The organism is Sphingomonas changbaiensis NBRC 104936 (assembly GCF_000974765.1).
Classification (GTDB): domain Bacteria; phylum Pseudomonadota; class Alphaproteobacteria; order Sphingomonadales; family Sphingomonadaceae; genus Sphingomonas_B; species Sphingomonas_B changbaiensis.
Genome location: NZ_BBWU01000048.1, coordinates 81086 through 104188, shown reverse-complemented (window position 1 = coordinate 104188; position 23103 = coordinate 81086). Strand labels below are relative to the sequence as shown.

At 65.2% G+C, this 23103-nt stretch carries 18 protein-coding genes; 8 read left to right on the top strand and 10 right to left on the bottom strand.

Annotation, left to right across the window (positions count from 1 at the left end; translation table 11 throughout):
• Positions 1 to 5: 5 nt before the first annotated feature.
• Positions 6 to 1283 carry a dipeptidase gene (locus SCH01S_RS12965; RefSeq protein WP_046349230.1) on the bottom strand — a complete coding sequence of 426 codons (1278 nt, stop codon included), beginning with the start codon at positions 1281 to 1283 and terminating at the stop codon, positions 6 to 8.
• Between the two features lie 108 nt (positions 1284 to 1391).
• Positions 1392 to 2423 carry an AI-2E family transporter gene (locus SCH01S_RS12960; RefSeq protein ID WP_052733934.1) on the bottom strand — a complete coding sequence of 344 codons (1032 nt, stop codon included), beginning with the start codon at positions 2421 to 2423 and terminating at the stop codon, positions 1392 to 1394.
• A 139-nt stretch (positions 2424 to 2562) separates the two neighbouring features.
• Between SCH01S_RS12960 and map the strand changes: the two genes are divergently transcribed.
• Positions 2563 to 3384 carry a type I methionyl aminopeptidase gene (map, locus tag SCH01S_RS12955; RefSeq protein WP_046349366.1) on the top strand — a complete coding sequence of 274 codons (822 nt, stop codon included), beginning with the start codon at positions 2563 to 2565 and terminating at the stop codon, positions 3382 to 3384.
• 61 nt (positions 3385 to 3445) lie between these two features.
• Entirely contained in the window at positions 3446 to 5572 is a 2127-nt protein-coding gene (locus tag SCH01S_RS12950) for a PQQ-dependent dehydrogenase, methanol/ethanol family (protein ID WP_046349228.1), read from the top strand.
• A 127-nt stretch (positions 5573 to 5699) separates the two neighbouring features.
• Here the strand turns inward: SCH01S_RS12950 and SCH01S_RS12945 are convergent, their stop codons facing one another.
• Positions 5700 to 8876, bottom strand: a complete 3177-nt coding sequence (locus SCH01S_RS12945) for an error-prone DNA polymerase (RefSeq protein ID WP_046349227.1) — start codon at positions 8874 to 8876, stop codon at positions 5700 to 5702.
• Positions 8877 to 8934: 58 nt separating this feature from the next.
• Positions 8935 to 10434: a flavin-containing monooxygenase gene (locus tag SCH01S_RS12940; RefSeq protein ID WP_046349226.1), complete on the bottom strand. Its 1500-nt coding sequence runs from the start codon at positions 10432 to 10434 to the stop codon at positions 8935 to 8937.
• Positions 10435 to 10779: 345 nt separating this feature from the next.
• Between SCH01S_RS12940 and SCH01S_RS12935 the strand changes: the two genes are divergently transcribed.
• From SCH01S_RS12935 to murA, 3 genes are all read left to right on the top strand, one after another.
• Positions 10780 to 11250 (top strand): phasin family protein, encoded by a 471-nt coding sequence (locus SCH01S_RS12935; protein WP_245612262.1) that lies wholly within the window; start codon positions 10780 to 10782, stop codon positions 11248 to 11250.
• Positions 11251 to 11450: 200 nt separating this feature from the next.
• The gene (clpS, locus tag SCH01S_RS12930; RefSeq protein WP_084689577.1) at positions 11451 to 11777 is read left to right on the top strand and encodes an ATP-dependent Clp protease adapter ClpS; all 327 of its coding nucleotides are present in this window, start codon (positions 11451 to 11453) and stop codon (positions 11775 to 11777) included.
• Positions 11778 to 11833: 56 nt separating this feature from the next.
• The gene (gene murA / locus SCH01S_RS12925) at positions 11834 to 13117 is read left to right on the top strand and encodes a UDP-N-acetylglucosamine 1-carboxyvinyltransferase (RefSeq protein ID WP_046349224.1); all 1284 of its coding nucleotides are present in this window, start codon (positions 11834 to 11836) and stop codon (positions 13115 to 13117) included.
• Here the strand turns inward: murA and rnk are convergent, their stop codons facing one another.
• From rnk to SCH01S_RS12905, 4 genes are all read right to left on the bottom strand, one after another.
• Positions 13118 to 13531 carry a nucleoside diphosphate kinase regulator gene (rnk, locus tag SCH01S_RS12920; protein ID WP_046349223.1) on the bottom strand — a complete coding sequence of 138 codons (414 nt, stop codon included), beginning with the start codon at positions 13529 to 13531 and terminating at the stop codon, positions 13118 to 13120.
• A 205-nt stretch (positions 13532 to 13736) separates the two neighbouring features.
• Complete coding sequence (locus SCH01S_RS12915; protein ID WP_046349222.1) at positions 13737 to 14996, bottom strand: DUF445 domain-containing protein; 1260 nt, start codon at positions 14994 to 14996, stop codon at positions 13737 to 13739.
• Positions 14997 to 15065: 69 nt separating this feature from the next.
• Positions 15066 to 18155 (bottom strand): efflux RND transporter permease subunit, encoded by a 3090-nt coding sequence (locus tag SCH01S_RS12910; RefSeq protein WP_046349221.1) that lies wholly within the window; start codon positions 18153 to 18155, stop codon positions 15066 to 15068.
• 10 nt (positions 18156 to 18165) lie between these two features.
• Positions 18166 to 19350, bottom strand: coding sequence for an efflux RND transporter periplasmic adaptor subunit (locus SCH01S_RS12905; RefSeq protein ID WP_046349364.1), 1185 nt, complete (start codon positions 19348 to 19350; stop codon positions 18166 to 18168).
• 235 nt (positions 19351 to 19585) lie between these two features.
• On the opposite strand from SCH01S_RS12905, the gene SCH01S_RS12900 reads away from it, so the two are divergent.
• Positions 19586 to 20299, top strand: a complete 714-nt coding sequence (locus SCH01S_RS12900; RefSeq protein WP_046349220.1) for an SIMPL domain-containing protein — start codon at positions 19586 to 19588, stop codon at positions 20297 to 20299.
• Positions 20300 to 20356: 57 nt separating this feature from the next.
• On the opposite strand, the gene SCH01S_RS12895 is transcribed toward SCH01S_RS12900, so the two are convergent.
• Positions 20357 to 20614 carry a GlsB/YeaQ/YmgE family stress response membrane protein gene (locus tag SCH01S_RS12895; RefSeq protein ID WP_046349219.1) on the bottom strand — a complete coding sequence of 86 codons (258 nt, stop codon included), beginning with the start codon at positions 20612 to 20614 and terminating at the stop codon, positions 20357 to 20359.
• A gap of 182 nt (positions 20615 to 20796) precedes the next feature.
• Here SCH01S_RS12895 and SCH01S_RS12890 point away from each other — a divergent pair, with 182 nt between their 5' ends.
• Positions 20797 to 21558: a class II aldolase/adducin family protein gene (locus tag SCH01S_RS12890; protein ID WP_046349363.1), complete on the top strand. Its 762-nt coding sequence runs from the start codon at positions 20797 to 20799 to the stop codon at positions 21556 to 21558.
• 3 nt (positions 21559 to 21561) lie between these two features.
• Here the strand turns inward: SCH01S_RS12890 and SCH01S_RS12885 are convergent, their stop codons facing one another.
• The gene (locus SCH01S_RS12885; protein WP_046349218.1) at positions 21562 to 22362 is read right to left on the bottom strand and encodes a DODA-type extradiol aromatic ring-opening family dioxygenase; all 801 of its coding nucleotides are present in this window, start codon (positions 22360 to 22362) and stop codon (positions 21562 to 21564) included.
• Between the two features lie 95 nt (positions 22363 to 22457).
• Between SCH01S_RS12885 and SCH01S_RS12880 the strand changes: the two genes are divergently transcribed.
• On the top strand, positions 22458 to 22997 hold the full coding sequence (locus tag SCH01S_RS12880; protein ID WP_046349217.1) for a (2Fe-2S)-binding protein: 540 nt from the start codon (positions 22458 to 22460) through the stop codon (positions 22995 to 22997).
• Positions 22998 to 23103 lie beyond the last annotated feature (106 nt).

Here is a 23103-nt window from a genome sequence, read left to right as displayed (position 1 = left end):
TCCGTCTATTCCTGTTGCGCAGCCGTGATCGGCTTTGTCGCGGGCAGCTCGCCCGCCATTCCGGCGGCGACCTTTTCCGCCTGGGCCATTACGCGCAGCACATTCTCGCCAGCAAGCTTGGCAATATCGGCGTCGCTCCAGCCGCGGCGCATCAGCTCGGCCAGAAGCGCGGGATAGGTGCTGACGTCCTCCAGCCCTTCGGGCAGGTCGTTGCCGACGCCGTCGAAATCGGAACCGATGCCGACATGGTCGACTCCCGCGATCTTGGCGATGTGCTCGATATGATCGGCGACCTGCGCCAGCGTGACCTTTGGGGCCGGATGGGCCTTCTCCCACGCGGCGAGCGCCGCCGCGGCTTTCTCCGGCTGCCCGATCAGCAGTCCTCCAAAGGGCGGCGCGTTGAGCCGGGTCTTTTCCGCCGCGCGATCGGCCGACCATCGGCGATAGGCATCCGACACATAGGCTGGAGCATAATTGACCATCACCACGCCGCCATTGGCCGCGACCAGCTTCAGCATATCGTCGGAAACGTCACGCGGATGGTCGTCGAGCGCGCGTGCGCTCGAATGGGAGAAGATCACCGGCGCCTTCGTCACGCGCAGCGCATCGCGCATCGTCGCTTCACTGACATGAGAGAGATCGACCAGCATGCCGAGCCGATTGAGCTCGTGCACCACTTCCTCGCCGAACGGGGTGAGGCCGTCATGCTTGGGATCGTCGGTCGCCGAATCCGCCCATTCGATCGTCCGCGAATGGGTGAGCGTGAGATAGCCGGCGCCGAGTGCGCGATAGGCGCGAAGCACCGACAGGCTCTCGTCGATCTGCCCCCCGCCTTCCACGCCGATCATCGAGGCGATCTTGCCCTCGTGGTGGATCCGCCGGACATCGTCGGCCGTGCGCGCCAACGCGAAGTCCTGCGGGTAGCGCGCAACGATATCGCGGACGAGGTCGATCTGCTCCAGCGTGTCCTTGACCTGCTCGAGCCCCGGCAGGTCGGCCGACACATAGACGGACCAGAATTGCCCGCCGACCATCCCGCGGCGCAACCGCGCGATATCCGTGTTGTACGGCGTCGGCCGCTTGTCGAGCCCTTGGCGAAGATCCATCGTCCAGCGCGCATCGCCTTCGCGTTCGCGCAGCACTTCGGGCCAGTCGTTGTGGCCGTCGATCAGCGGCGTCGTTTTCAGGACGCGCGCGACCCGGGCCGAATAATCCTGCGCCGGACTGGGCGATGACAGGGCGAGCAGCGCCGAAAAACAGGCGAGTGACGCGACGTGTTTCATGAGTGGCGATTCATCCTCTCTGGTTGTGGGAGGCCCCGGCTTCCGCACTCTCGATAAGTGCCCCTGCGCCGCGCCTCAAACGGAAAACACGTCCAGGTCGCGCCGACCTCAGTCTTCCGACGGCAACGGGGTCGGCGTGTGCAGCGCTTCGCGCACCCAGAGTTGTTTGACCAGCACGTAGAAGACCACGGCAAGCGGAGCGGCGAGCACGACGCCCGCGGCGCCGAACAGCGTTCCCATCGCGACTACACCGAACAGCAGCAGGGCCGGCGGGATATCGACCGCGCGTTGCTGGATGAGCGGCTGGATCAGATGGTTTTCGGCCTGCTGGACCAGCAGATACAGGCCTGCGACCCAGACGGCTTGTTGCGGGCTGTGGACCAGAGCGACGGCGATCGCCGGGACAGCCGAAAGGATCGGCCCGAGATAGGGAATGAACTCGAGCGCTGCGGCCAGCACGCCGAGCGTCAGGGCCGATGGCGACCCCAGCAGCAGCAGGCCCACTCCGGTCAACAGACCGACCAGCGCCATCGCGGCGAGCTGGCCCAGAAGCCATCGCCTGAGCGCCACGCCCACGGTATCCAGCGCGGCCCCGGCAAGCTCACGCCCTTTGGGCGGCACCAGCTTCACCAGGCCGGTCCGGTACAGCCGCGGCTGGGCCGCAAAATAGATGCTGCCGAAAATCACGAGCAGCAGGTGGAGAATGACCCCGATCGACGACGAGGCGATTCCCCCGACCCGGTTCGCAATCATGGCAGGATCGAGGAGGTTCTGGACCGCGTGGCGAAACGCGTCGCCGATGCCGATCGGATCGAGCAACTGGCCCAGCCGGTCGATCGCGCCCGGAATGGCCTGAGCGATCAACGTCGACTGCACGGACACTTCCCGGCCGAACAGCCAGGCCGCCCCGATCGGCACGCTGAACGCGATGATCACGGCTCCGGCAAGCGCCACGCCAGGCGGCATGCGCAGTCGCGTGTGCAGGAGGTCGGTGATTTCGCGTAGCAGGACCGCAACCAGAACGGCCGCAAAGGCGGTGATGACGACATCTCTCAGCATCCAGAGCGCGGCAGCGAGCGCCAGGATCAGGAGCGCGAGGATCAATCGCTCGGCGGTCTGCTTGTGCTGAGTCAGCGACACCGATCCCGCAATGTTTGGACCCGAAACAATGTTCCGGGCCGGTCCGGGAACAAGCGTCGCGCGGGCGGCCTCGCGGCTCGAGCGGGGAAATTCAACGCGATTCGTTGTCGGGAGCGGCCTGGATCGCTACATTTGCGCGATGACCAGCTATATCGACGCCGACGCCGCTGCGACCAGGACCAACGCGATCAAGCTGCATGGGCCCGACGGGTTCGCGGGCATGCGCAAGGCGGGACGGCTGGCGGCGGATATTCTCGACGCCATCGCGCCGCATATGGCGCCGGGCGTCGAGACCCAGGCGATCGACGACATGATCCGGGCGCACATGCTGCGCGAAGGGGCCGTGCCGGCGACCCTCGGCTATCGCGGCTATACGCATTCGAGCTGCATCTCGATCAATCACGTCGTGTGCCACGGCATCCCGTCCGAACGGACGCTCAAGGACGGCGATATCGTCAATGTCGACGTCACTCCGTTGCTGGACGGCTGGCATGGCGACACCAGCCGCATGTATCTGATCGGCGACGTCGGCGTGAAGGCACGGCGCCTGGTCGACGTCACCTATGAAGCGATGATGCTGGGGATCGAGCAGGCGAAGCCCGGCAACCGGCTCGGCGACATTGCGCATGCGATCCAGTCCTTTGCCGAGAAACACAGATATGGCGTGGTCCGCGACTTCTGCGGTCACGGCGTCGGACGGCTGTTCCACGACGCGCCGGAGGTCGTGCATGCCGGCCGCCCGGGAACCGGCCCTGAGCTGAAGCCCGGCATGTTCTTCACGATCGAGCCGATGATCAATATCGGCCGCCCGGACTGCAAGGTGCTGGAAGACGGCTGGACCGCCGTCACCCGCGACCGCTCGCTCTCAGCCCAATTCGAGCATTCGATCGGCATCACCGAAACCGGCTGCGAAATCTTCACCAAGAGCCCCACCGGCCTCGACAAGCCGCCTTACTTCTAAAAAGCCGTAGCAAATCGCAACCGAGTGCAGCAAACTCCCGTCAAAACACGGGAGTAGGGGCATGCGGGCAGTGATTGCGGCGGCTTTGGTGCTGGGCGCCGCGGCTGCTTATGGGCAGACGGGGATCAAGCCGGGCGCCAAGGTGGACGGCGCCTATCTGACCAACGGCGGCGACGGGACGGACTGGCCATCGGTCGGGCGCGATTACGACGAACAGCGATTCAGCCCGCTCGCGCAGATCAACGACAAGACTGTCGATCAGCTCGGCATCGCCTGGTTTGCCGACCTGCCGGACGCCCGCGGGGTCGAATCGACACCAGTGATGGTCGACGGCACGCTCTACGTGACCGGCCCCTGGTCGAAAGTCTTCGCCTATGACGCGGTGACCGGGAAGCCGCGCTGGAGCTTCGATCCCAAGGTCCAGGGCACCAAGGGCGTCGAGGCGTGCTGCGACGTGGTCAATCGCGGTGTCGCGGTGTGGAAGGGCAAACTTTATCTGGGAACCCTCGATGGCCGGCTGATCGCGCTCGACGCCGCGACCGGCAAGCCCGTGTGGAGCGTGCAGACCACCGATCCGGCCAAGCCCTACACGATCACCGGCGCGCCCCGGGTCGTCAAGGATATGGTGATCATCGGCAATGGCGGCGCAGAATTCGGCGTGCGCGGCTATGTCACCGCCTATGACGCGGCGACCGGCAAGAAACGCTGGCGCTTCTACACGGTCCCGAACCCAACCGGGCAGCCTGATGGCGAGGTCTCCGATCCGATCATGGCCAAGGCGTTCGCCACATGGACCGCCAATGGCCAATGGAAGCAATCGGGCGGGGGCGGCACCGCCTGGGATGCGATCGTCTACGACCCTGCGCTCGACCAGCTCTATATCGGCGTCGGCAATGGGAGTCCGTGGAACCATCAGGTGCGGAGCGAAGGCCGGGGCGACAATCTGTTCCTGTCGTCGATCGTCGCGCTCGATCCGAACACCGGCGCCTACAAATGGCACTATCAGGAGACGCCGGGCGAGAGCTGGGACTATACCGCGACCCAGCCGATCATCCTGGCGGAACTGGGCGGACGAAAAGTGCTGTTGCACGCGCCCAAGAACGGCTTTTTCTTCGTGATCGACCGCGAGACGGGCAAGCCCATCTCCGCCGATATGTTCACGGCCGTGAACTGGGCGACCGGCTATGATCCGAAGACCTGGCGGCCGATCGAGAATCCCGACGCGCGCTATGGTGCCAAGGGCAAGCCGTTCCTGGCTGCGCCTGCCCCGATCGGCGCGCACAGTTGGCAGCCGATGAGCTTCTCTCCCGCGACCGGCCTCGTCTACGTGCCGGTCAACGACATCGGCTTCGGCTATATCCCGCCGCTCTCGCCCGAAGACGCAAGCCGCAAGGCGATCGGCTTCAATGTGGCTGCGAACATGAGCGAGGGAATGCTACCGGCCGACCCGGCCTTCATCAAGGCCGCGATCGCGGCGACCAAGGGGGCGCTGGTCGCCTGGGATCCGGTCGCGCGCAAGGCGCGGTGGCGGGTCGACTATGCGACGCCCTGGAACGGCGGCACGCTCGCGACCGCCGGCAACCTCGTTTTCCAGGGCACTGCGCTGGGCGAATTCCGCGCCTATGCGGCCGACAGCGGCAAGCAGCTCTGGTCGCTGCCGGTCCAGTCGGGCGTGCTCGCGGCCCCTTCCACCTATTCGATCGGCGGCGTGCAATATGTCGCGCTGCTGACCAGCCGCGGCGGCGCCTGGGCGCTGACCTCGGGCTATGCCGGTGGCGCCGCCAACAAGGTGCCGAGCATCCCGCGGCTGATCGTGCTGAAGCTGGGCGGCACGGGGAAATTACCGGCACTGCCGGAGCCGATGGCGGCCAGCTTTGACCCGCCGCCGGCGACCGCGCCTGCTGCCCAGGTTGCGCACGGCAAGGCAGTCTTCGGCCGCTATTGCCAGGTCTGCCACGGCGCGAACGCCGTCAGCGGCGGCGTAACGCCGGATCTCCGCCATTCGGGCGCGCTCGGAGACGCGGACACGTGGAAAAACATCGTCATCGACGGCGCACTCCACGACCGCGGCATGGTGAGCTTCGCCAAGGTCCTCAGCCCCGCGGACGCCGAAGCGGCCCGCGCCTATGTGATCAGCGAGGCGAACTGGGCGAAGACGCACGACACGGCGATTTTGGGGAGCCGGTGAAGCAAAGCCTCCGCTCGTCCTGAGCGTAGGCCGAAGGACGAAGTCGAAGGGCGTCGGCACGGGTCAGGGAGCAGCGCCCTTCGACTACGCGCTATGCGCTCCGCTCAGGACGAGCGACCCACGTCATCTAATGGAAATCCCGCGTCTTCACCCGGATCAGGTCGCCACGATCGGGTGAGCCGCCGTGTGTCGCGCCATCGCCGCGGCTGGTGTGGTGCGGAAAGTCCATTTCGCCGACACGGCGCAGCAAGTGGGTCGAATCCTCGATCCGCTCGCTGACGATGTGGATTACCTTGCCTTCGATCTGCAGCCTGCCGCGCACTGTAATCATGGCCGATCCCATGATCGCGCGCCGCTGCCGTTCGAAGTCGCGTTCCCACACGATGACATTGGCGATGCCGGTCTCGTCCTCCAGCGTGATGAAGCAGACATTTCCTTTGCCGGGCCGCTGGCGGACCAGGATGATGCCGGCGACCGTCACTCTTGCGCCGTCCTTCAGCTTGGCAAGATGGCCCGCAGGCACGATACGTTGCCGGTCCAGCTCCGGCCGCAGGAACCGCACCGGATGGTGGCGCAGCGACAGCTGGATCATGCCATAATCCTCGACCACCTCGCGCCCTTCCGTCATCGGGCGGAGGGTGACAGCGGGTTCCCGATTCTCGACTGACATGAACAAAGGCAGCTCGGTCTGTCCGAGCCCCCGCACTTGCCACAGAGCCTGGCGACGATCGATGCCCAGGCAGGCGAAAGCATCCGCTTCGGCCAGCTTTTCAAGTGCCGCCACCGGCACGCCCGAGCGATGCCAGGCATCTTCGACCGAGACGAACGGTTTATCCATCGCTGCAACGGCAATAAGGGCGCCGTGAGTGTCTGACAGGCCTTTGACCAGCCTTAGGCCGAGCCGCACCGGCTTGCGTTCTGCGTCTCCTTCCAGCGTGCAATCCCATCGGCTCGCATTCACGCACGGCGGCAGCACCTTCACGCCATGCTCGCGAGCATCGCGGACGATCTGGGCGGGCGCATAGAAGCCCATCGGCTGCGCGTTGAGGAGGGCGGCGCAGAAGATTTCCGGATGATGGCACTTCATCCAGGACGAGGCGTAGGCGATCTTGGCGAAACTGGCCGCGTGACTTTCGGGAAAGCCGTAGCTGCCGAAGCCTTCGATCTGCTTGAAGGTGCGCTCGGCGAAATCGCGCGTGTAGCCGTTCGCGAGCATGCCCCCGATCATCTTGCCCTTGAATTTGTCGACACCGCCCCTGGACTTGAATGTCGCCATCGCACGCCGGAGTTCGTCCGCCTCGGCAGGAGTGAAGCCGGCGCCGACGATTGCCACTCTCATCGCCTGCTCCTGGAAAAGAGGGACGCCCAGAGTCCTTTCCAGCACCTGTTTGAGTTCTTTGGACGGATATTCCGGCTCTTCCTTCCCCTCACGCCGCCGCAGATAAGGATGGACCATGTCGCCCTGGATCGGTCCTGGACGCACGATCGCGACCTGGATGACGATGTCGTAGAATTCCTTCGGCTTCAGCCGCGGCAGCATCGACATCTGCGCCCGGCTTTCGATCTGGAAGACGCCGAGTGTGTCGGCGTTAGAGATCATCCTATAGACGGCTTCATCGTCGTTCTGGAAAACATCGGACCACAGGTTCAAATCGATTTGCTTGTGCTCGCGCAGCAAATCGAACGCTCGGCGCATGCAGCCCAGCATGCCGACGCCCAATACGTCCACCTTCATGATCTTCAATTCCTCGAGATCATCCTTTTCCCACTCGATCACGCGTCGATCCACCATCGTCGCCGGCTCGACCGGCACGAGTTCATCGAGACGATCATCGGTGAGGACGAATCCTCCCGGATGTTGGCTGAGGTGCCGCGGCATACCGATCAGTTGACGGCTGAGCTCAAGCGCGAGCGCCAGGCGGGGCGCATCTTTGTCCAGACCGAGCTGTTCGACATGCCGTTCGGCAACGCCGTCGTTCGACCATCCCCAAATCTGGCCGGACAGCGCACCGGTCAGGTCCTCGGGTAAGCCCAGGGCCTTGCCTACCTCCCGAATAGCCCCACGCGTCCGATAGCGACTGACGACCGCGGTCAATGCGGCATGATCATGTCCGTAATTGTTATAGATCCACTGGATCACCTCTTCTCGGCGTTCATGTTCGAAATCGACATCGATGTCGGGCGGTTCGTCGCGATTTTCGGAAATGAACCGTTCGAACAAAAGACCATGTTTGACCGGATCGATCGAGGTGATCTCCAGTACATAGCAGATCATCGAATTGGCTGCCGAGCCACGGCCTTGGCAGAGAATATCCTGGCTACGTGCGTAGCGGACGATCGAATTGACGGTCAGGAAATAGGGAGCGTAACCGAGCTTACCGACCAGGCTCAGCTCGTGTTCCAGAAGATTTGAATATTCCTTCGGCACCCCCTTTGGAAATTTCGTGCGCAGGGCGTCGCGAGTCAGCTTCTCCAACGCCGATTGGGGCGAACGCCCGGACATCACGATCTCGTCGGGATATTGGTAGCTGAGCTCGCGCAAGCTGAAGGTGCAGCGCCTCGCGATGTCGGCGGTCGCCTGCACCGCGTCGGGAAAGCGAGCGAACAGCCGCTCCATTTCCTTGGCGCTCTTCAGATGCCGGTCGGCATAGCGTTCGCGGCGGAAGCCGAGTTCGTCGATCGTGCAATGCTCGCGGATTGCGGTCACCACATCCTGGAGCATTCGTTTGTTGGGACTGTCGTAAAGCACATCGCCGGTGGCGAGCGACCGCACTCCATAACGCCGGGCCAGCGCGTCGAGCGCGCGCAGCCGCGTGGCCTCGCCCGGCCGGCGGCGATGGGTGAGCGCCAGATGGGCGCGGCCGCCGAAGATGCCGCCGATTTGCGCAAGCGCGACCTCGGTGACGCGGTCTGCTTCGTCCGGAACCAGCGCCGCAACTAGTCCGTCGCTCCACGCTGGGATGTCATCCCAATGTAGGAAACACTGGCCCTTCTCGCCCCTTTTCCGGTCGACGCGTCCCTTGCCAATCGTCAGCAGACGCGTCAGGCGCGACCAGGCGGCGCGGTCCTGTGGCCAGACCAGCAGTGCCGTCCCATCCATCAGGTCGAGCCGGCAACCGGCGACCAGCCGCACCCCGGTCGCATCGGCAGCACGCAGAGCCTTCACGAGACCACCAACCGTATTGCGATCGGTGATGCCGAGCGCGGAGTAACCGAGCATCGCCGCGGCCGCGAACAGTTCCTCTGCGCTGGAAACACCGCGCAGGAAGCTGAAATGGGTGGCTGTGTTGAGTTCCGTGTACATGGCCCGAGTCGCCGGACCAATTACACCAATGTTCTAGTTATGTTCCAGTCTGACGCGCCTACTCCGCCGCGATCAGCTCCGGCGCGGCATCCCGCCGCACGGGGCCGGCCTTGCGGAAGGTCATCGCGCCATCCTCGACCTTGCCGAATTTCAGATCGAGCATGTCGAGCGCGTAATTCTGGTGGACTCGCCACGGGCGTTTCGAGCCCTGCTTCGGCAATTTTTCCAGCGCGCGCTGGACATAGCCGGAGGTGAAGCTGAGCCAGGGCTGTTCCTCGACCTCGGGATCGTCGAGCACCGGCGTCGCAATCTGGGTGCCGGTGCGGTCCATGTGATTGATCAGCCGCGCGACGTACATGCAGGTCAGGTCGGCCTTCAGCGTCCAGGACGCGTTGGTGTAGCCGAACGACGTGGCGAGGTTCGGCACGCCTGAGAACATCATCGCCTTGTAGGTCATCGTCCGGGAAAGTTCGACCGGCGCACCGTCGACGCTGAAGGCGACGCCGCTCAGCAGCTGCACGTTCAGGCCGGTCGCCGTCACGATGATGTCGGCTTCCAGTTCGCGGCCGTCCTTGAGCAGGATTCCCTTCGGCGTGAAGCGGTCGATATGGCCCGTCACGACCTCGGTCGAGCCGTTGCGGATCGCTGCGAACAAATCATCATCGGGCACGAGGCAGAGGCGCTGGTCCCAGACATTATAGCTGGGCGTGAAATGCGCCATGTCATAGCCCTCGGGCAGCAGCGCCTTCACGCGCTCCAGCACCCAGGCATTGACGCCTTCGGGATTGGTGCGCGTCTTCTTGTAGAAATACATGCCGAACAGCACGTTCTTCCACCGCGTCAGGCCATAGGCGAGCTTCGACGGCAGCATCTTGCGCAGGCCGTTCGCGATTTTGTCCTGGCTAGGTCGCGAGACCATGTAGGTCGGCGATCGCTGCAGCATCGTCACATGCGCTGCCTCTCGCGCCATCTCCGGGACCAGCGTGACGGCAGTCGCACCGCTGCCGATCACGATGACCCGCTTGTCCTTGTAGTCGAGCTTTTCCGGCCAATGCTGCGGATGCACAATCTGTCCGCGGAAATCCTCGCGGCCGGCAAATTCGGGCGTGAAGCCCTGGGCGTAATCGTAATAGCCGCTGCACATGAACAGGAAATTGGCAGAATAGGTGGCCAACTCGCGATTCGGTCCGCGCTCGACCTCGACCGTCCAGCGCGCCGTCTCCGAATCCCACGACGCGCCCTTCACCCGGTGCTGGTACCGGATATGCTTGTCGATGCCGTAATGGGCGGCCGTTTCGCGCAGGTAATTCTTGATCGAGGGCCCGTCGGCGATCGCCTTCGCTGCCGTCCACGGATGGAACGAGAAGCCCAAGGTGTGCATGTCCGAATCGGAACGGATGCCGGGATAGCGGAACAAGTCCCACGTGCCCCCCAGATCATCGCGCGCCTCCAGGATCACGTAGCTCTTGCCCGGCGCATAGGCCTGCAAGTGATAGCCCGCGTCGATGCCGGAAATCCCGGCGCCCACCACCAGCACGTCCACCGATTCGATCGTCATGCCCACATCCTTCCTGACGTTTACGTAAACCGCAAGGGGCAACGGGTCCAGCGACGATCAAGCGGCATTATTGTGCACCGCACAAAAATCGCTTGAACTTGCCGAATCGATCCTATATTGTGCAGTGCAACATAACGATCGGGGAAGCTGTTTCCGATGAGTAGCAAGGAACGCAAGTCCGCTCCCGTGAAGGCGCCGGCCGCGAAAAGGGCCACAGCGCCGAAGCCCGTTCAGCCCGTTGCCGAACAGGCGATGACGGCGCCGGCAGCGATTGCCGCGGCGACTGTCCAGACTGAGACCCAGCCGGTCGTGACGCCGGCCGAACCGACCACGAAAGGACCGACCATGACCGACACCGTCAACAACACCGCCGATACCGCCAAGACCTTCGCGTCGGACGCGCAGGCTCGTGCGACCCAGATGTTCAGCGACTTCAACACCCGCAGCAAGGCGGCCGTCGAGCGCTCGACCAAGCTGGTCGAGGAGCTGAACGAGTTCAACAAGGGCAATATCGAGGCGCTCGTCGAGTCGGGCCGCGTCGCTGCGAAGGCCGCGGAGACGCTGGGCCAGCAGGCGGCGGAGACCGCTCGCAAGAATTTCGAGCAGACCACCGCGGCGCTGAAGAGCTTCGCGTCGGCGAAGACCCCGACCGAGTTCTTCCAGCTGCAGAGCGAATATGCCCGCACGGCTTTCGACCAGCTGATCGCCGAGACCTCGAAGAACAGCGAGACGATGCTGAAGCTGGCCGGCGACGTGTTCCAGCCGATCTCGAACCGCTTCGCGGTCGCTGCCGAGAAGATCAAGACCGCCGCTTAACGTTGCGTGGCTTACCCTCGACCGGCTCTCCCCCTTCCCCCTGAGCCGGTCGAACCGACGGCCGCCCCTCCCTTGGGGCGGCCGTTTTCGTTTGTGCGGTTAACGGCACGCGCTCACCCTTGCCCGACGGAGCCGGCTTGCCATATTCTGCGTTCGCCATGCGTGACACGGATTTCAACATGATCGACCGCCCGACGCTCATGGCAGAGCGCAAGGATGATGAAGACAGCGGCACCGGCGTCGGCGTTGCAACGCGCACGCGGACCAAGTCCAAGAAGCCGTCGCTGTACAAGGTGCTGATGCTCAACGACGACTACACGCCGATGGAGTTCGTCGTGCTGGTGCTGCAGAGCTTCTTCAGGATGAGCATCGAGGATGCGACGCGGGTGATGCTCCACGTCCACCAGAAGGGCGTCGGCGTGTGCGGCATCTTTTCCTATGAAGTCGCCGAATCGAAGGTCAGCCAGGTGATCGACTTCGCGCGCCAGAACCAGCACCCGCTCCAGTGCACGCTGGAAAAGGCGTGATCTGACCTTCCCTTCCCTCCCTTTCAGGGCGGGGAAACTATCGCTAAGCGCTCTCCATGGATCGCATCATCATCCGCGGCGGGCGGCCGCTTGAGGGACGCCTGCCGATTTCCGGCGCGAAGAATTCGGCGCTGACGCTCCTTCCCTGTGCGCTGCTGACCGACGAGCCGCTGACCTTGCGCAACCTGCCGCGCCTCGCGGACGTCGACAGCTTCGGCCACCTGCTCAACCAGCTCGGCGTCTCCACCACGATCGAAGGCACCCGGCCCGAGGATTTCGGGCGCGTGATGACGATGCGCGCGACCAGTCTCACCGCGACGATGGCGCCGTACGACATTGTGCGGAAGATGCGCGCGTCGATCCTGGTGCTGGGACCGATCCTCGCGCGCGCCGGCGAAGCGACGGTGTCGCTGCCGGGCGGCTGCGCGATCGGCAATCGCCCGATCGACCTGCACCTGAAGGCGCTGGAAGCGCTGGGCGCGAAGCTGGAAATGAGCGCCGGATATGTCCGCGCGGTCGCCCCCGGCGGGCGGCTTCCCGGCGGCCATGTCGCCTTCCCGATCGTGTCCGTCGGCGCCACCGAGAATGCGGTGATGGCGGCAGTGACCGCCTCCGGCCGCACGACCATCGAGAACGCTGCGCGCGAGCCGGAAATCGTCGACCTGTGCCGCTGCCTGACGTCGATGGGCGCGCGGATCGACGGCATCGGCACCGAGACGCTGACGATCGACGGCGTCAAGGAACTGCACGGCGCGACCTATGCCGTCATGCCCGACCGGATCGAGGCCGGGAGCTATGCCTGCGCGGTCGGCATTACCGGCGGATCGCTCGAGCTGGCCGGCGCACGCGCGAGCGAAATGCGCGCAACGGTCACGGCGCTGCAGGAAGCGGGACTGGACATCGAGGAGACGCGTGACGGGCTGAAGGTAACGGCAAACCGGCCGCTGAAGCCGCTCACGCTCTCGACCGCGCCCTACCCGGGCTTCGCAACCGACATGCAGGCGCAATTCATGGCGATGCTGACGCTTGCGCAGGGCTCCAGCGTGCTGACCGAGACCATATTCGAAAACCGCTACATGCACGTGCCCGAACTGGCGCGGATGGGCGCGGACATCCAGGTCACCGGCCGCTCGGCGGTCGTGCGCGGCGTCGACGGACTGAACGGCGCGCCGGTGATGGCAACCGATCTGCGCGCGTCGATGAGCCTGATCATCGCCGGCCTAGCCGCCCGCGGCGAAACGCAGGTCCGCCGCGTCTATCACCTCGACCGCGGCTATGAGCGCCTGGAAGAGAAATTGTCCGCTGTCGGCGCCGAAATCGAGCGCGACGGCGACGGCTGATCATTCCGGCCGCCTGACCCCCAGAATCCGCAGCCTGTGAGGCTGGCCGTCGCGGTCGGGCCAGTCGATCGTCTGGCCTTCGCGCAGGCCGATCAGGCCGGCGCCGACCGGCGTCAGCACCGACACGCGTCCTGCCTCGATATCCGCCTCGCCCGGCATCACCAAAGTGACCGTCCGCAGCCGGTGAGTGCTTTCGTCGAGGAAATCGACTTCGGAGCCGATCGTCACCGTCCCGGCCGGCAGCGCGTCGATACTATGCGTTTCGGCGCGCTCGATCTCGCTCAGCAGCATCGCCGCGACGGCAGGGCTGCGCCCTTCGATCTGGAGCGCGAGATCGACCAGCATGTCGCACTCGCTGTCGATCAGATGCACCGGCGGGCGCCGAGCGCCGCGCAGCGGAATCGTGGTGGCCATGTCAAATACTCCGGAATTGGTGCGGCCGCGGCACAGGGCCGGCGGGCCGAAATCATCTCTCGACCAAATCCCCCGCAGGCGGACGCACCCGCCCCCGGGGCTCAGGCGCGTGCGGCGCTTTGGCTTCCGTGCACGCGAAAGCGGGCAAAACGATAGACGACGGACATGGGGCAAGGATGGGATCGATCGGCCCGCTTGTCAAAAATCAGCGCAGCCATAGTTCGATCGCATGGATCGCAAGGCCGACCAGGCCGCCGACCAACGTGCCGTTGACGCGGATATACTGAAGGTCGCGGCCGACGGCGTCCTCCAGTCGCTGTGTCACCGTGCGCGTGTCCCAACTGCGGACGGTGTCGCTGACCAGGCGAACGACGCTGGCGCCGTAATTGGCTGAAAAGCCGACCGCGGTGCGGCGAGCAAAGCGATTGATGGTGATGCGGAGCCGCGCGTCCTGCTGGAGCGTCTCACCGAGCTGGCGGAGCGCGTCGCCGAATTTGCCGCCCATTGCCGAGCGCGGATCGCGCGCCGCACGGAGCAGCGCAGCGCGGCCCTGTTCCCACAGGCCGTCGATCCAGCGACGCATCGCCTCATTGTCGAGCAATTCGTCGCGAATCTCGGCGACGCGGCGCTGCATGACCGGATCGAACTGCAGGTCCTCGGCGAGGCGCGCCAGCCCATCCTCCGCGCGCATACGAACCGGATGCCCGGCATCGGCCGCCATGTCGTCGAGCAGGCGCAGCAGGCCGTCGATGATCTTGTCGGCAAGCGTCTCATCGAGCCCGGTCCAGCGCAGGATCGAGCCGGCCCGATCGTGGATCATCTGGCGGATCAGATGCTCGTTCGCGTCGAGCGTCTTGCCGGCCCACCGAATCAGCCCCTCGAGCAGAGGGATGTGTCGATCCTTGGCGATCGCCGCCTGCAGCGCCTGTCCCAACATCGGTGCGAAATCGATGGCGCGCACGCGGCGATCGATCGCATCCTTGACCATGCCGCCCAGCCGTTCGGGATCGAGCGCTTCCATCACATCGGCGACCAGCCGCGCGCCCGTCTCACGGATGCGGCCCTCCTGCGCCGGCGGCGTTGCGAGGAAGCGTCCGATCGCGCCGGCCACGTCCACCCGCCGCATCCGTCGTGCGACGACGCCGGGGATCAGGAAATTATCCTTAAGGAAGGTGGCGAGCGTGTCGCCGATCCGGTCCTTGTTGCGCGGAATGATCGCGGTGTGGGGAATCGGCAGGCCAAGCGGGTGACGGAAGAGCGCCGTCACCGCGAACCAGTCTGCCAGACCGCCGACCATGGCCGCCTCGGCAAAGGCGCGAACGAAGCCCCAGCCGGGCTGGCCTGGCTCAAGGGCGCGCGCGACGAAGAAGAGGCCCGCCATCAGCACCAGCAGACCGGTCGCGACGATCCTCATCTGCCGCGGGCCGTTCGCGGTGCGGGTCACGAAGGCAGGCGAAGCGGTCATCGCCTCACCAAAGCGCGGGGATGTGAAACGTTCAATCCCCGAACCGGCTTTGGCGCTTTCGCAGTCGTCTTACTCCGCCGGCTGCTCCACCGAACGGTCGTCGCCCGGCTTGAACGTCAGGATGCGGCCGAGCTTCGGTCCGAGCCACTTCTCGAAGCTGTCGGCCAGGCTGAAGGCGGCGGGCACGATCACCAGCGTCAGCAGCGTCGACAGGATCAGGCCGCCGATCACGGTGATGCCCATCGGCTGCCGCCAGGCCCCGTCGCCGGTCAACGACAGCGCGGTCGGGATCATGCCCGCGACCATCGCGACAGTCGTCATCACGATCGGCTGCGCGCGCTTGTGGCCGGCGTCCATGATCGCTTCGAACTTGGGCACGCCGTGCGACATCTCCTCGATCGCGAAATCGATCAGCAGGATCGAGTTCTTGGCGACGATGCCGAGCAGCATCAGCAACCCGATGAACACCGGCATCGAGATCGGCATGCCGACTAGGTGCAGCGCCACCGCGCCGCCCAGCGGCGCCAGCAACAGCGATCCCATGTTCACGAACGGCGGCATCACGCGCTTGTAGAGCAGCACCAGCACCGCGAAGACCAGCAGCACGCCCGAGATCACGGCGACGATGAAGTTGTTGATCATCTCCATCTGGAACTTGCTGTCGCCGGCCTGGATCTTCTGCACGCCGGCGATCTTGCCGTCGAGGATCGCCTTCATCGTCGGAAGCGCGTTCAGCTTGGTCATGGCCTGGCTGGTGACGACGCCCGGCGCAAGATCGGCACCCACCACGACGCGGCGGATCTGGTTGTAGCGCCGGATCGTCGTCGGCCCGGCGCCGAACTTCACGTCGGCCACGACCTTGAGCGGCACCGAACCGCCGCCGGCGGTCGGCACCGGCAGGTTCTCGATCGTCGACAGGTCGCGGCGCGCATTCTCGTCCAGCGCCACCCGGATCGGGATCTGGCGGTCCGACAGCGAGAATTTCGCGCTGTTCTGGTCGATGTCGCCCAGCGTCGCGATGCGGATCGTCTGGCTGAGCGCCTGGGTCGTCACGCCCAGATCGGCGGCGAGGTTCATGTGCGGATGGATGACGATTTCCGGCCGCTTCAGGTCGCCCGCGACGCGCGGCGCGCGCAGTTCGGGGATTGTCGCCATCTCGCCGACCAACTTGTTGGACACGGCCTCCAGCTTTGCCGGATCGTCGCTGCCGAGCATGATGATGATGTCGCGCCCCAGGCCGCCGCCCGATTGCGACTGGAAGTTCACCCGCGCATCGGCAACCTGCTGGAACTTCGGCGCGACTTTGCGCTCCCATTCGACGCTCGAAATCGGCCGGTTCTTTTTCAGGGTCAGGTAGATGGTCGAGGCGGTCGGGTTCACGTCGGAAAAGGCGGCGTCGACCTCGGCCGTGTCGGCCGCAAGCATTGCCGCGACGTCGTGCGTCACTTTGCGCGTCTGCTCGAGCGTGCTGCCGGGCACCATTTCGATCTGCACCTGGCTGTAATCCTGGTCGATCGTCGGCTGGAACGTCATCGGCAGCGTCGCGAACGCGAAGATGGTCGCGGCAAAGGCGCCGCCGCCGCCGATCAGCACGGTCTTCCAGCGATTGCGCACGCACCAGGACAGGATCGACATATAGCGGTCGATCAGCCAGCCTTCGCCGTGCGACGCCTGGCCATGGGCCTTCAGGAAATAGGCGGCGATCATCGGCGTGATCAGGCGCGCGACGGCCAGGCTCAGCAGCACCGCGATCACCACGGTCATGCCGAACTGGATGAAGAACTGGCCGGAAATGCCCGGCATTAGGCCGACCGGCAGGAACACGGCGACGATCGACATCGTCGTCGCAAGCACCGCCAGGCCGATTTCGTCGGCGGCGTCGATCGCCGCCTGGAACGCCGATTTGCCCATGCGCATGTGGCGGACGATGTTTTCGATTTCGACGATCGCATCGTCGACCAGCACGCCCGCGACCAGGCTCAGCGCCAGCAGCGAGATGGTGTTCAGCGTGAACCCCATCATGTCCATGAACCAGAAGGCCGGGATCGCCGACAACGGGATGGCGAGGGCCGAGATGATCGTCGCGCGCCAGTCGCGCAGGAACAGGAACACGATCAGCACGGCCAGCACCGCGCCCTCGATCATCGCGTCGATCGAGCTGTGATACTGGCCCTTGGTATATTCGACGCTGGTGTAGAGCTGCTTGAACTTGATCTTCGGGTTCTGCTTCTGGAGCTTGTCCAGCACCTTCATCGCGTCGTCGTAGACGGTGACGTCGGACGCGCCCTTCGCCTTGGTCATCGAGAAGCTGGTGACCTGGCGGCCGTTCATCATCGAGAGGTTGCGTTGTTCGCCGTACATGTCGCGCACATCAGCAACATCGGCCAGTTTGACCGTGCGGCCGTTGCCGACGGCGATCTGGGTCTGTCCCAGATCATAGGCGTTGCGGGCGTTGCCCAGCACGCGCACCGACTGCTCGGCGCCCGCGATCTCCGCGCGGCCGCCGGCGGCGTTCATGTTCACCTGGCGCAGCTGCTGGTTGACCTGGACCGCGGTCAGCCCCTGGGCCTGGAGCTTGGCCGGATCGAGGATCACGCGGATTTCGCGACTGACGCCGCCGCCGCGCTGGACCGCAGCCATGCCGGTAATGGACAGAAGCTGCTTGGCGACGGTGTTGTCGACATACCAGCTGAGCTCTTCCAGCGTCATGTCGGTCGCTTCGACGCTGAAATAGGCGATCGGCCCGCCATCGGCGTCCATCCGCGTGACCTGAGGCTCAAGAATGCCTTCGGGCAGCTGGCTGCGGATCTGCGCGAGCGCATTGCGCACATCGTTGACGGCCCGATCGACCGGCGTGCCGATCGTGAACTGCACAATCGTGAAGCTCGTCCCTTCCTCGACCTTCGACGAAATATCCTCGACACCGCTGATCGCGCGCACCGCCGCTTCGACGCGCTGCGTGACCTGGGTCTCCAGCTCGGTCGGCGCTGCGCCGGGCTGGTTGACGGTGATGGTGACGCCGGGAAAGGCGACGTCCGGCATCTGGTTCACGTCCATCCGCATGAAGCTGATGAACCCGGCCAACGTCAGCGCGACGAACAGGACGATCGGCGGAACCGGGTTCCGGATCGCCCAGGCGGAAATGTTGCGGAAGCTCATGGCGCTGTCCTTAACGGCCGAGAACGGCGTGGTGCGGCTTCACCACCTGTCCGGGATTGAGGAACGCACCCGCCGACAACACGACCTTCTCATCGCCGTTCAGGCCGCTGATGATCGCGATGCCCTTGTCGCTGACCTGCCCGGTCTTGACCGCGCGGCGCTGCGCCTTGTCGTTCGCGTCGACGATGTAGACGAAATTGCCGTTCTGGTCGCTCAGCACCGCGGATTCAGGAAGCAGCGGCGCGTTCACCTGACCGGTCACGATTTCCGCCTGCGCGAAACCGCCCGGACGGAGCAGCGGGCTGTATGCCAGCGCGATACGAGCAATGCCCTGCCGCGTCTGCGGGTCGATTACGGGCGATACCTGCCAGACCTGTCCCTTAAACGACTGGCTGGACCCGACCGGCGTGACCGTCGCGATCGCGCCGACGTGCACGGAGGCCAGGTCGTTTTCGGACAATTGCGCGCGCAATTCCATTTCGCCGCCCTTGGCGAGGCGGAACAGCGTGCCGCTGCCCGCGCCGACAACCTGGCCGGGCTCGACCGAACGGGTCAGCACCAGCCCCGCGGCCGGGGCGCGGATGTCGAGCCGGCCGGTGCGCGCCAGCGCTTCGCGATATTGCGCTTCCGCCACGCGGACCTGCGCCAGCGCCTGGTCCCGCGTCGCGAGCTTGCGTTCGACATCGGCCTTGGACACGAAACCCCGGCCGACGAGCTGCTGCGCACGCGCGAGCTCCTGCTCGGCAAGCCGGGCGTTGGCGCGGGCGACGTTGATCTGGGCATCCAGCGCCGCGCTCTGCTGCGCCTGGACCGAGCGTTCGATCGTCGCGAGCACCTGGCCGGCGCGCACCCAGTCGCCGGGCTGGACCAGCACCCGGGTCACTTCGCCGCCCTCGCCGACCACGCCGACGGGCATGTCGATCCGCGCAGCCATCGTGCCGGTCGCCGACACCGTGCCGGCCACCAGCTGCCGTCCGGGCGTCACGACCGTGACTTCGGGCGCCTGGGCCTTGGCGCCCTGGGCAGCCGCGGGGCCTGCGGACTCGCTCTTGCGGCCGAACATGAAGAACGCCAGCGCGGCCGCCAGCACCAGCACGACCGCACCGATGATCAACGCGCGCCGCCGCCGCGGCGCCGAATCATCGTCCAAAATCATGCTGGCCCCCTCGGACCGGACGCTCGTTTCGTAATTCATATTCACTAGCCTTCCGCCCCGGCGGTTATCGTTTCTCAGAGCTGTATTACATTAATAACTCACCAGCCTCAAGGCCGGACAATCGCAATTTTTGCGGTCCGGACATTCCGGGCTGGCTGGCGCGCGCGGCGCGTTATGTAAGGACCGGGAGCATCGGAAGGAAGATACACCGGTTAAGGTGCGATGCAGGGGCGGGGCGTCACTGCGGGACCGAAACGAGAAAAGGAGCACGATCATGAAACTCATCGCCGCCCTGGGACTGACGCTCGCCGCCGCCCCGGCATGGGCGCAGGCGAGCCCGGTTCCCGTGCAGACGATCAACGGCACAGTTCTGGAAATCACGGCCGAAGGCCAATCGAAGCGCGTTCCCGATCTGGCGACGATCAGTGCCGGCGTGGTGACCCAGGCGCCCGACGCGGCAAGCGCGATGCGCGAGAATGCGACGCGGATGGATCGTGTGATCGCGGCACTGAAGCGCGCCGGCATCGCCGACAAGGACCTCCGCACCGCCAGCATCTCTCTGCAGCCGCAGTATCGCTACGGCGAAAACCAGCCGCCGGTGATCACCGGCTATCAGGCATCCAACACGGTCACCGTCAAGTTCCGCGACATCGCCCAGTCGGGAAGCGTGCTGGACGCACTTGTCGCGACCGGCGCCAATCAGATCAACGGGCCGGACCTCGGACTCGACGATCCGGCGGCAGCGATGGACGAAGCACGGCTCGATGCGATGGCGAAGGCGCGCGCACGGGCCGAACTCTATGCCCGTGCTGCCGGGCTAAAGGTGAAGCGCATTCTGTCGATCAGCGAGAGCGGCTCAGAGATGCCCCGGCCGGTGCCGATCCTGATGCGGGCGCAGGGCATGGTCGCCGACTCCGCCCAGTCGAAGATTCTGCCCGGCGAGCAGTCGCTGACCGTCAACCTCTCGGTCCAATTCGAGCTGGAATAAAGAAAAGGGCCGGGCATGGCGCCCGGCCCCTAAACACCCTTCCCGATGCGCGTCCTGTTAGCGAACGCTGCCGCGACGGAAGAGATTGACGATCGCCAGAAGGACGACGGCGCCCAGCAGCGAGACAAGGAAAGAATAAAGATTCAGCCCGGCATTGTTGATCGAGCCGCCCGAAAAGATCAGGCCACCGATAAACGCGCCGATGATGCCGACGACGATGTTCAGGAAGATACCCTGCTGCGCGTCCGTCCGCATGATGATGCTGGCCAGCCAGCCGATAATGCCACCCACGACAAGCCAAACGATAATATTCATTGCGTCCTCCTGTCCGAACCCACAGTCATTTGTCCGTAATCTTCGGTCTTGAACCGCTGCATTAGACGCTCGGAAGGCCGCAACGGTTCCGCAACGGATGCGCGTTTGTTTCGCAACCGGTCTGCCGCGCTCGATTGCCGCGCCCGGACCCGCGTGCGATAATCGCGGCGAAGGAGACGACGATGGCGACCGCTGTGCTGCGCAATTCCCAGATGAGCGAATCGGAATGGAAAGCCCGGCAGGAACTCGCCGCCTGCTACCGCGTGTTCGCGATGCTCGGCTGGGACGAGATGATCTACAACCACATCACGGTGAAGGTGCCCGATGAGGAGGATGCGTTCCTGATCAACCCGTTCGGACTGCACTTCAGCGAGGTGAAGGCATCGAACCTGGTCAAGATCGACATCGACGGGAACAAGCTGGACGACAATCCCTATCCGGTGAACCTGGCCGGCTTCGTCCAGCACAGCGTGTTCCACCGCAACCTGCCGGATGCGCATTGCATCATGCACACCCACACCACTGCGGGGATGGCGGTCAGCTCGCTCGAGGGCGGGCTTCAGCCGGTCAACTTCTACGCGGCGAACTTCGTCGGCCAGATCGCGTATCACGACTTCGAAGGCGTGACCGTACGCTCCGAAGAGGGCGAGCGGCTGATCGCGCATCTGGGCGACAAGCGGGCGATGCTGCTGAAGAATCACGGCATCCTGGTGATGGGCCGCACCCTGCCGGAAGCCTTCATCAAGCATTGGTCGCTGCAGCGCGCCTGCGAAATCCAGATGGCGACCCTGTCGATGGGTAAGCCGCTGACAATCTCGCCCGAAGTCGTCGCGGTCCACCAGCGCGATCTGTCGAAGGTTCAGATTCCCGGCGGCGCCGGCCGCGCCGATTTCGACGCGATGGTGCGCCGCGTCGACAAGATCGACCCGAGCTGGCGGGAATAGCCGTCAGCCGAAGCGGTAGGCGCTGACGGCCCAGCCGAGCGCGCGGCCGGCAAAGTCGCGATGCGCCGGATCGTCGCCGCCGGCGCCCAGCGCGACCATCAGCGGCAACAGATGCTCCTCGCGCGGGTGCGCGAAACGGGCGTGCGGCAGCGTGTCCCACGCCGCCACGCGTTCGGCACGGCGCGCGGGATCGGGATCGGTGACGGCGTCGGTCAGCGCCGCATCCCATGCGTCGGCACGGGCAGTTACGTGCGGTCCCCGCTCGCGCAGATTGTGAAAGCTCATGCCCGATCCGACGATCAGCACGCCTTCGTCGCGCAACGGCGCCAGTGCGCGGCCGATCGCGATGTGCGCCTGCGGGTCCAGATCGGCGCGAAGCGAGAGCTGGGCGAGCGGGATGTCGGCACCGGGAACAGCGACCTTCATCGGAACGAATACGCCGTGATCCCAGCCGCGGTCGGCCTCCGTGCCGACCGGGAAGCCCGCCGCCTCGATCAGCGCCCTGGCGCGCCGGGCGAGATCGGGCGCGCCCGGCGCATCCCAGCGCAGTCGGTAGGTGTGCTCCGGAAAGCCGTCATAATCGTAGAGCAGGTCCGGACGTGCGCCGGTGTGCACGGTAACCTGCGATTCTTCCCAATGGCCTGAGACGAGCAGGATCGCGCGCGGGCGTTCGGGCAGGCTGTCGATCAGGCCGGCCAGATAGGCCTGCATCGGCTGCCACATCGGATCGGCGGGACCGCCATTCGGGTCCATGAAGAAGCACGGGCCGCCGCCGTGCGGGATGAAGAGAGTCGGGAGTTTCATGCGGCGGATATCTGTTCGCCCACGCGGCCCAACAATGCCGCGCACGGAAACAGCGCGTTTCGCTTTTTGGACCTTCGCGCTAAGCCCTGGCAGGCATGACGAAGTTCACGGTCAACAACCAGCCGGTCGAATATCTGCTCGATCCCGAGACGCCATTGCTGTGGGCGCTGCGCGACGCGTCCAACCTGACCGGAACCAAATATGGCTGCGGCACCGGCGAATGCGGCGCGTGCATCGTCGATATCGATGGCGCGGCGGTGCCCAGCTGCAGCGTGTCGATCGCCGCGTGCGAGGGGCGGTTCGTGACCACGATCGAGGGCCTGTCCCGCGATCGCAGCCATCCGGTGCAGCAGGCCTTTGCTGCCCTGAACGTGACGCAGTGCGGCTATTGCATCCCGGGCATCGTGATGGCGGCTGCGGTGCTGCTCAAGCGCACGCCGGCGCCGACCGACGCCGACATCGATGCCGCGATCACCAACATCTGCCGCTGCGGCATTTATCCCAGGCTGCGCGAGGCGATCCGGCGCGCAGGGCGGGTCGCGCAGGGCGAGACGTTGCTGGGCGCGCCGCCGCCGGGCATCGATCCTGCCGGCGCGGCACGCGCGGTGCCGGCGCTGACGCCTCGACCCGGCTGAGCTTTCGCTTTGCTTTCAACGCGGTTCAGCCACGACTCATCGACATTGGCGCAAAAGGGGCGCAACCTCCTGCAGCGCTTGGCTGCGGGGGATGAGGAGACGAAGA

Bases quoted from the DNA above. Each gene is read 5' to 3' on its own strand.
- SCH01S_RS12965 (WP_046349230.1), bottom strand. From the start codon at position 1,283: ATGAAACACGTCGCGTCACTCGCCTGTTTTTCGGCGCTGCTCGCCCTG.
- map (WP_046349366.1), top strand. From the start codon at position 2,563: ATGACCAGCTATATCGACGCCGACGCCGCTGCGACCAGGACCAACGCG.
- SCH01S_RS12950 (WP_046349228.1), top strand. From the start codon at position 3,446: ATGCGGGCAGTGATTGCGGCGGCTTTGGTGCTGGGCGCCGCGGCTGCT.
- SCH01S_RS12945 (WP_046349227.1), bottom strand. From the start codon at position 8,876: ATGTACACGGAACTCAACACAGCCACCCATTTCAGCTTCCTGCGCGGT.
- SCH01S_RS12940 (WP_046349226.1), bottom strand. From the start codon at position 10,434: ATGACGATCGAATCGGTGGACGTGCTGGTGGTGGGCGCCGGGATTTCC.
- SCH01S_RS12935 (WP_245612262.1), top strand. From the start codon at position 10,780: ATGACCGACACCGTCAACAACACCGCCGATACCGCCAAGACCTTCGCG.
- clpS (WP_084689577.1), top strand. From the start codon at position 11,451: ATGGCAGAGCGCAAGGATGATGAAGACAGCGGCACCGGCGTCGGCGTT.
- murA (WP_046349224.1), top strand. From the start codon at position 11,834: ATGGATCGCATCATCATCCGCGGCGGGCGGCCGCTTGAGGGACGCCTG.
- rnk (WP_046349223.1), bottom strand. From the start codon at position 13,531: ATGGCCACCACGATTCCGCTGCGCGGCGCTCGGCGCCCGCCGGTGCAT.
- SCH01S_RS12915 (WP_046349222.1), bottom strand. From the start codon at position 14,996: ATGACCGCTTCGCCTGCCTTCGTGACCCGCACCGCGAACGGCCCGCGG.
- SCH01S_RS12910 (WP_046349221.1), bottom strand. From the start codon at position 18,155: ATGAGCTTCCGCAACATTTCCGCCTGGGCGATCCGGAACCCGGTTCCG.
- SCH01S_RS12905 (WP_046349364.1), bottom strand. From the start codon at position 19,350: ATGAATTACGAAACGAGCGTCCGGTCCGAGGGGGCCAGCATGATTTTG.
- SCH01S_RS12900 (WP_046349220.1), top strand. From the start codon at position 19,586: ATGAAACTCATCGCCGCCCTGGGACTGACGCTCGCCGCCGCCCCGGCA.
- SCH01S_RS12895 (WP_046349219.1), bottom strand. From the start codon at position 20,614: ATGAATATTATCGTTTGGCTTGTCGTGGGTGGCATTATCGGCTGGCTG.
- SCH01S_RS12890 (WP_046349363.1), top strand. From the start codon at position 20,797: ATGGCGACCGCTGTGCTGCGCAATTCCCAGATGAGCGAATCGGAATGG.
- SCH01S_RS12885 (WP_046349218.1), bottom strand. From the start codon at position 22,362: ATGAAACTCCCGACTCTCTTCATCCCGCACGGCGGCGGCCCGTGCTTC.
- SCH01S_RS12880 (WP_046349217.1), top strand. From the start codon at position 22,458: ATGACGAAGTTCACGGTCAACAACCAGCCGGTCGAATATCTGCTCGAT.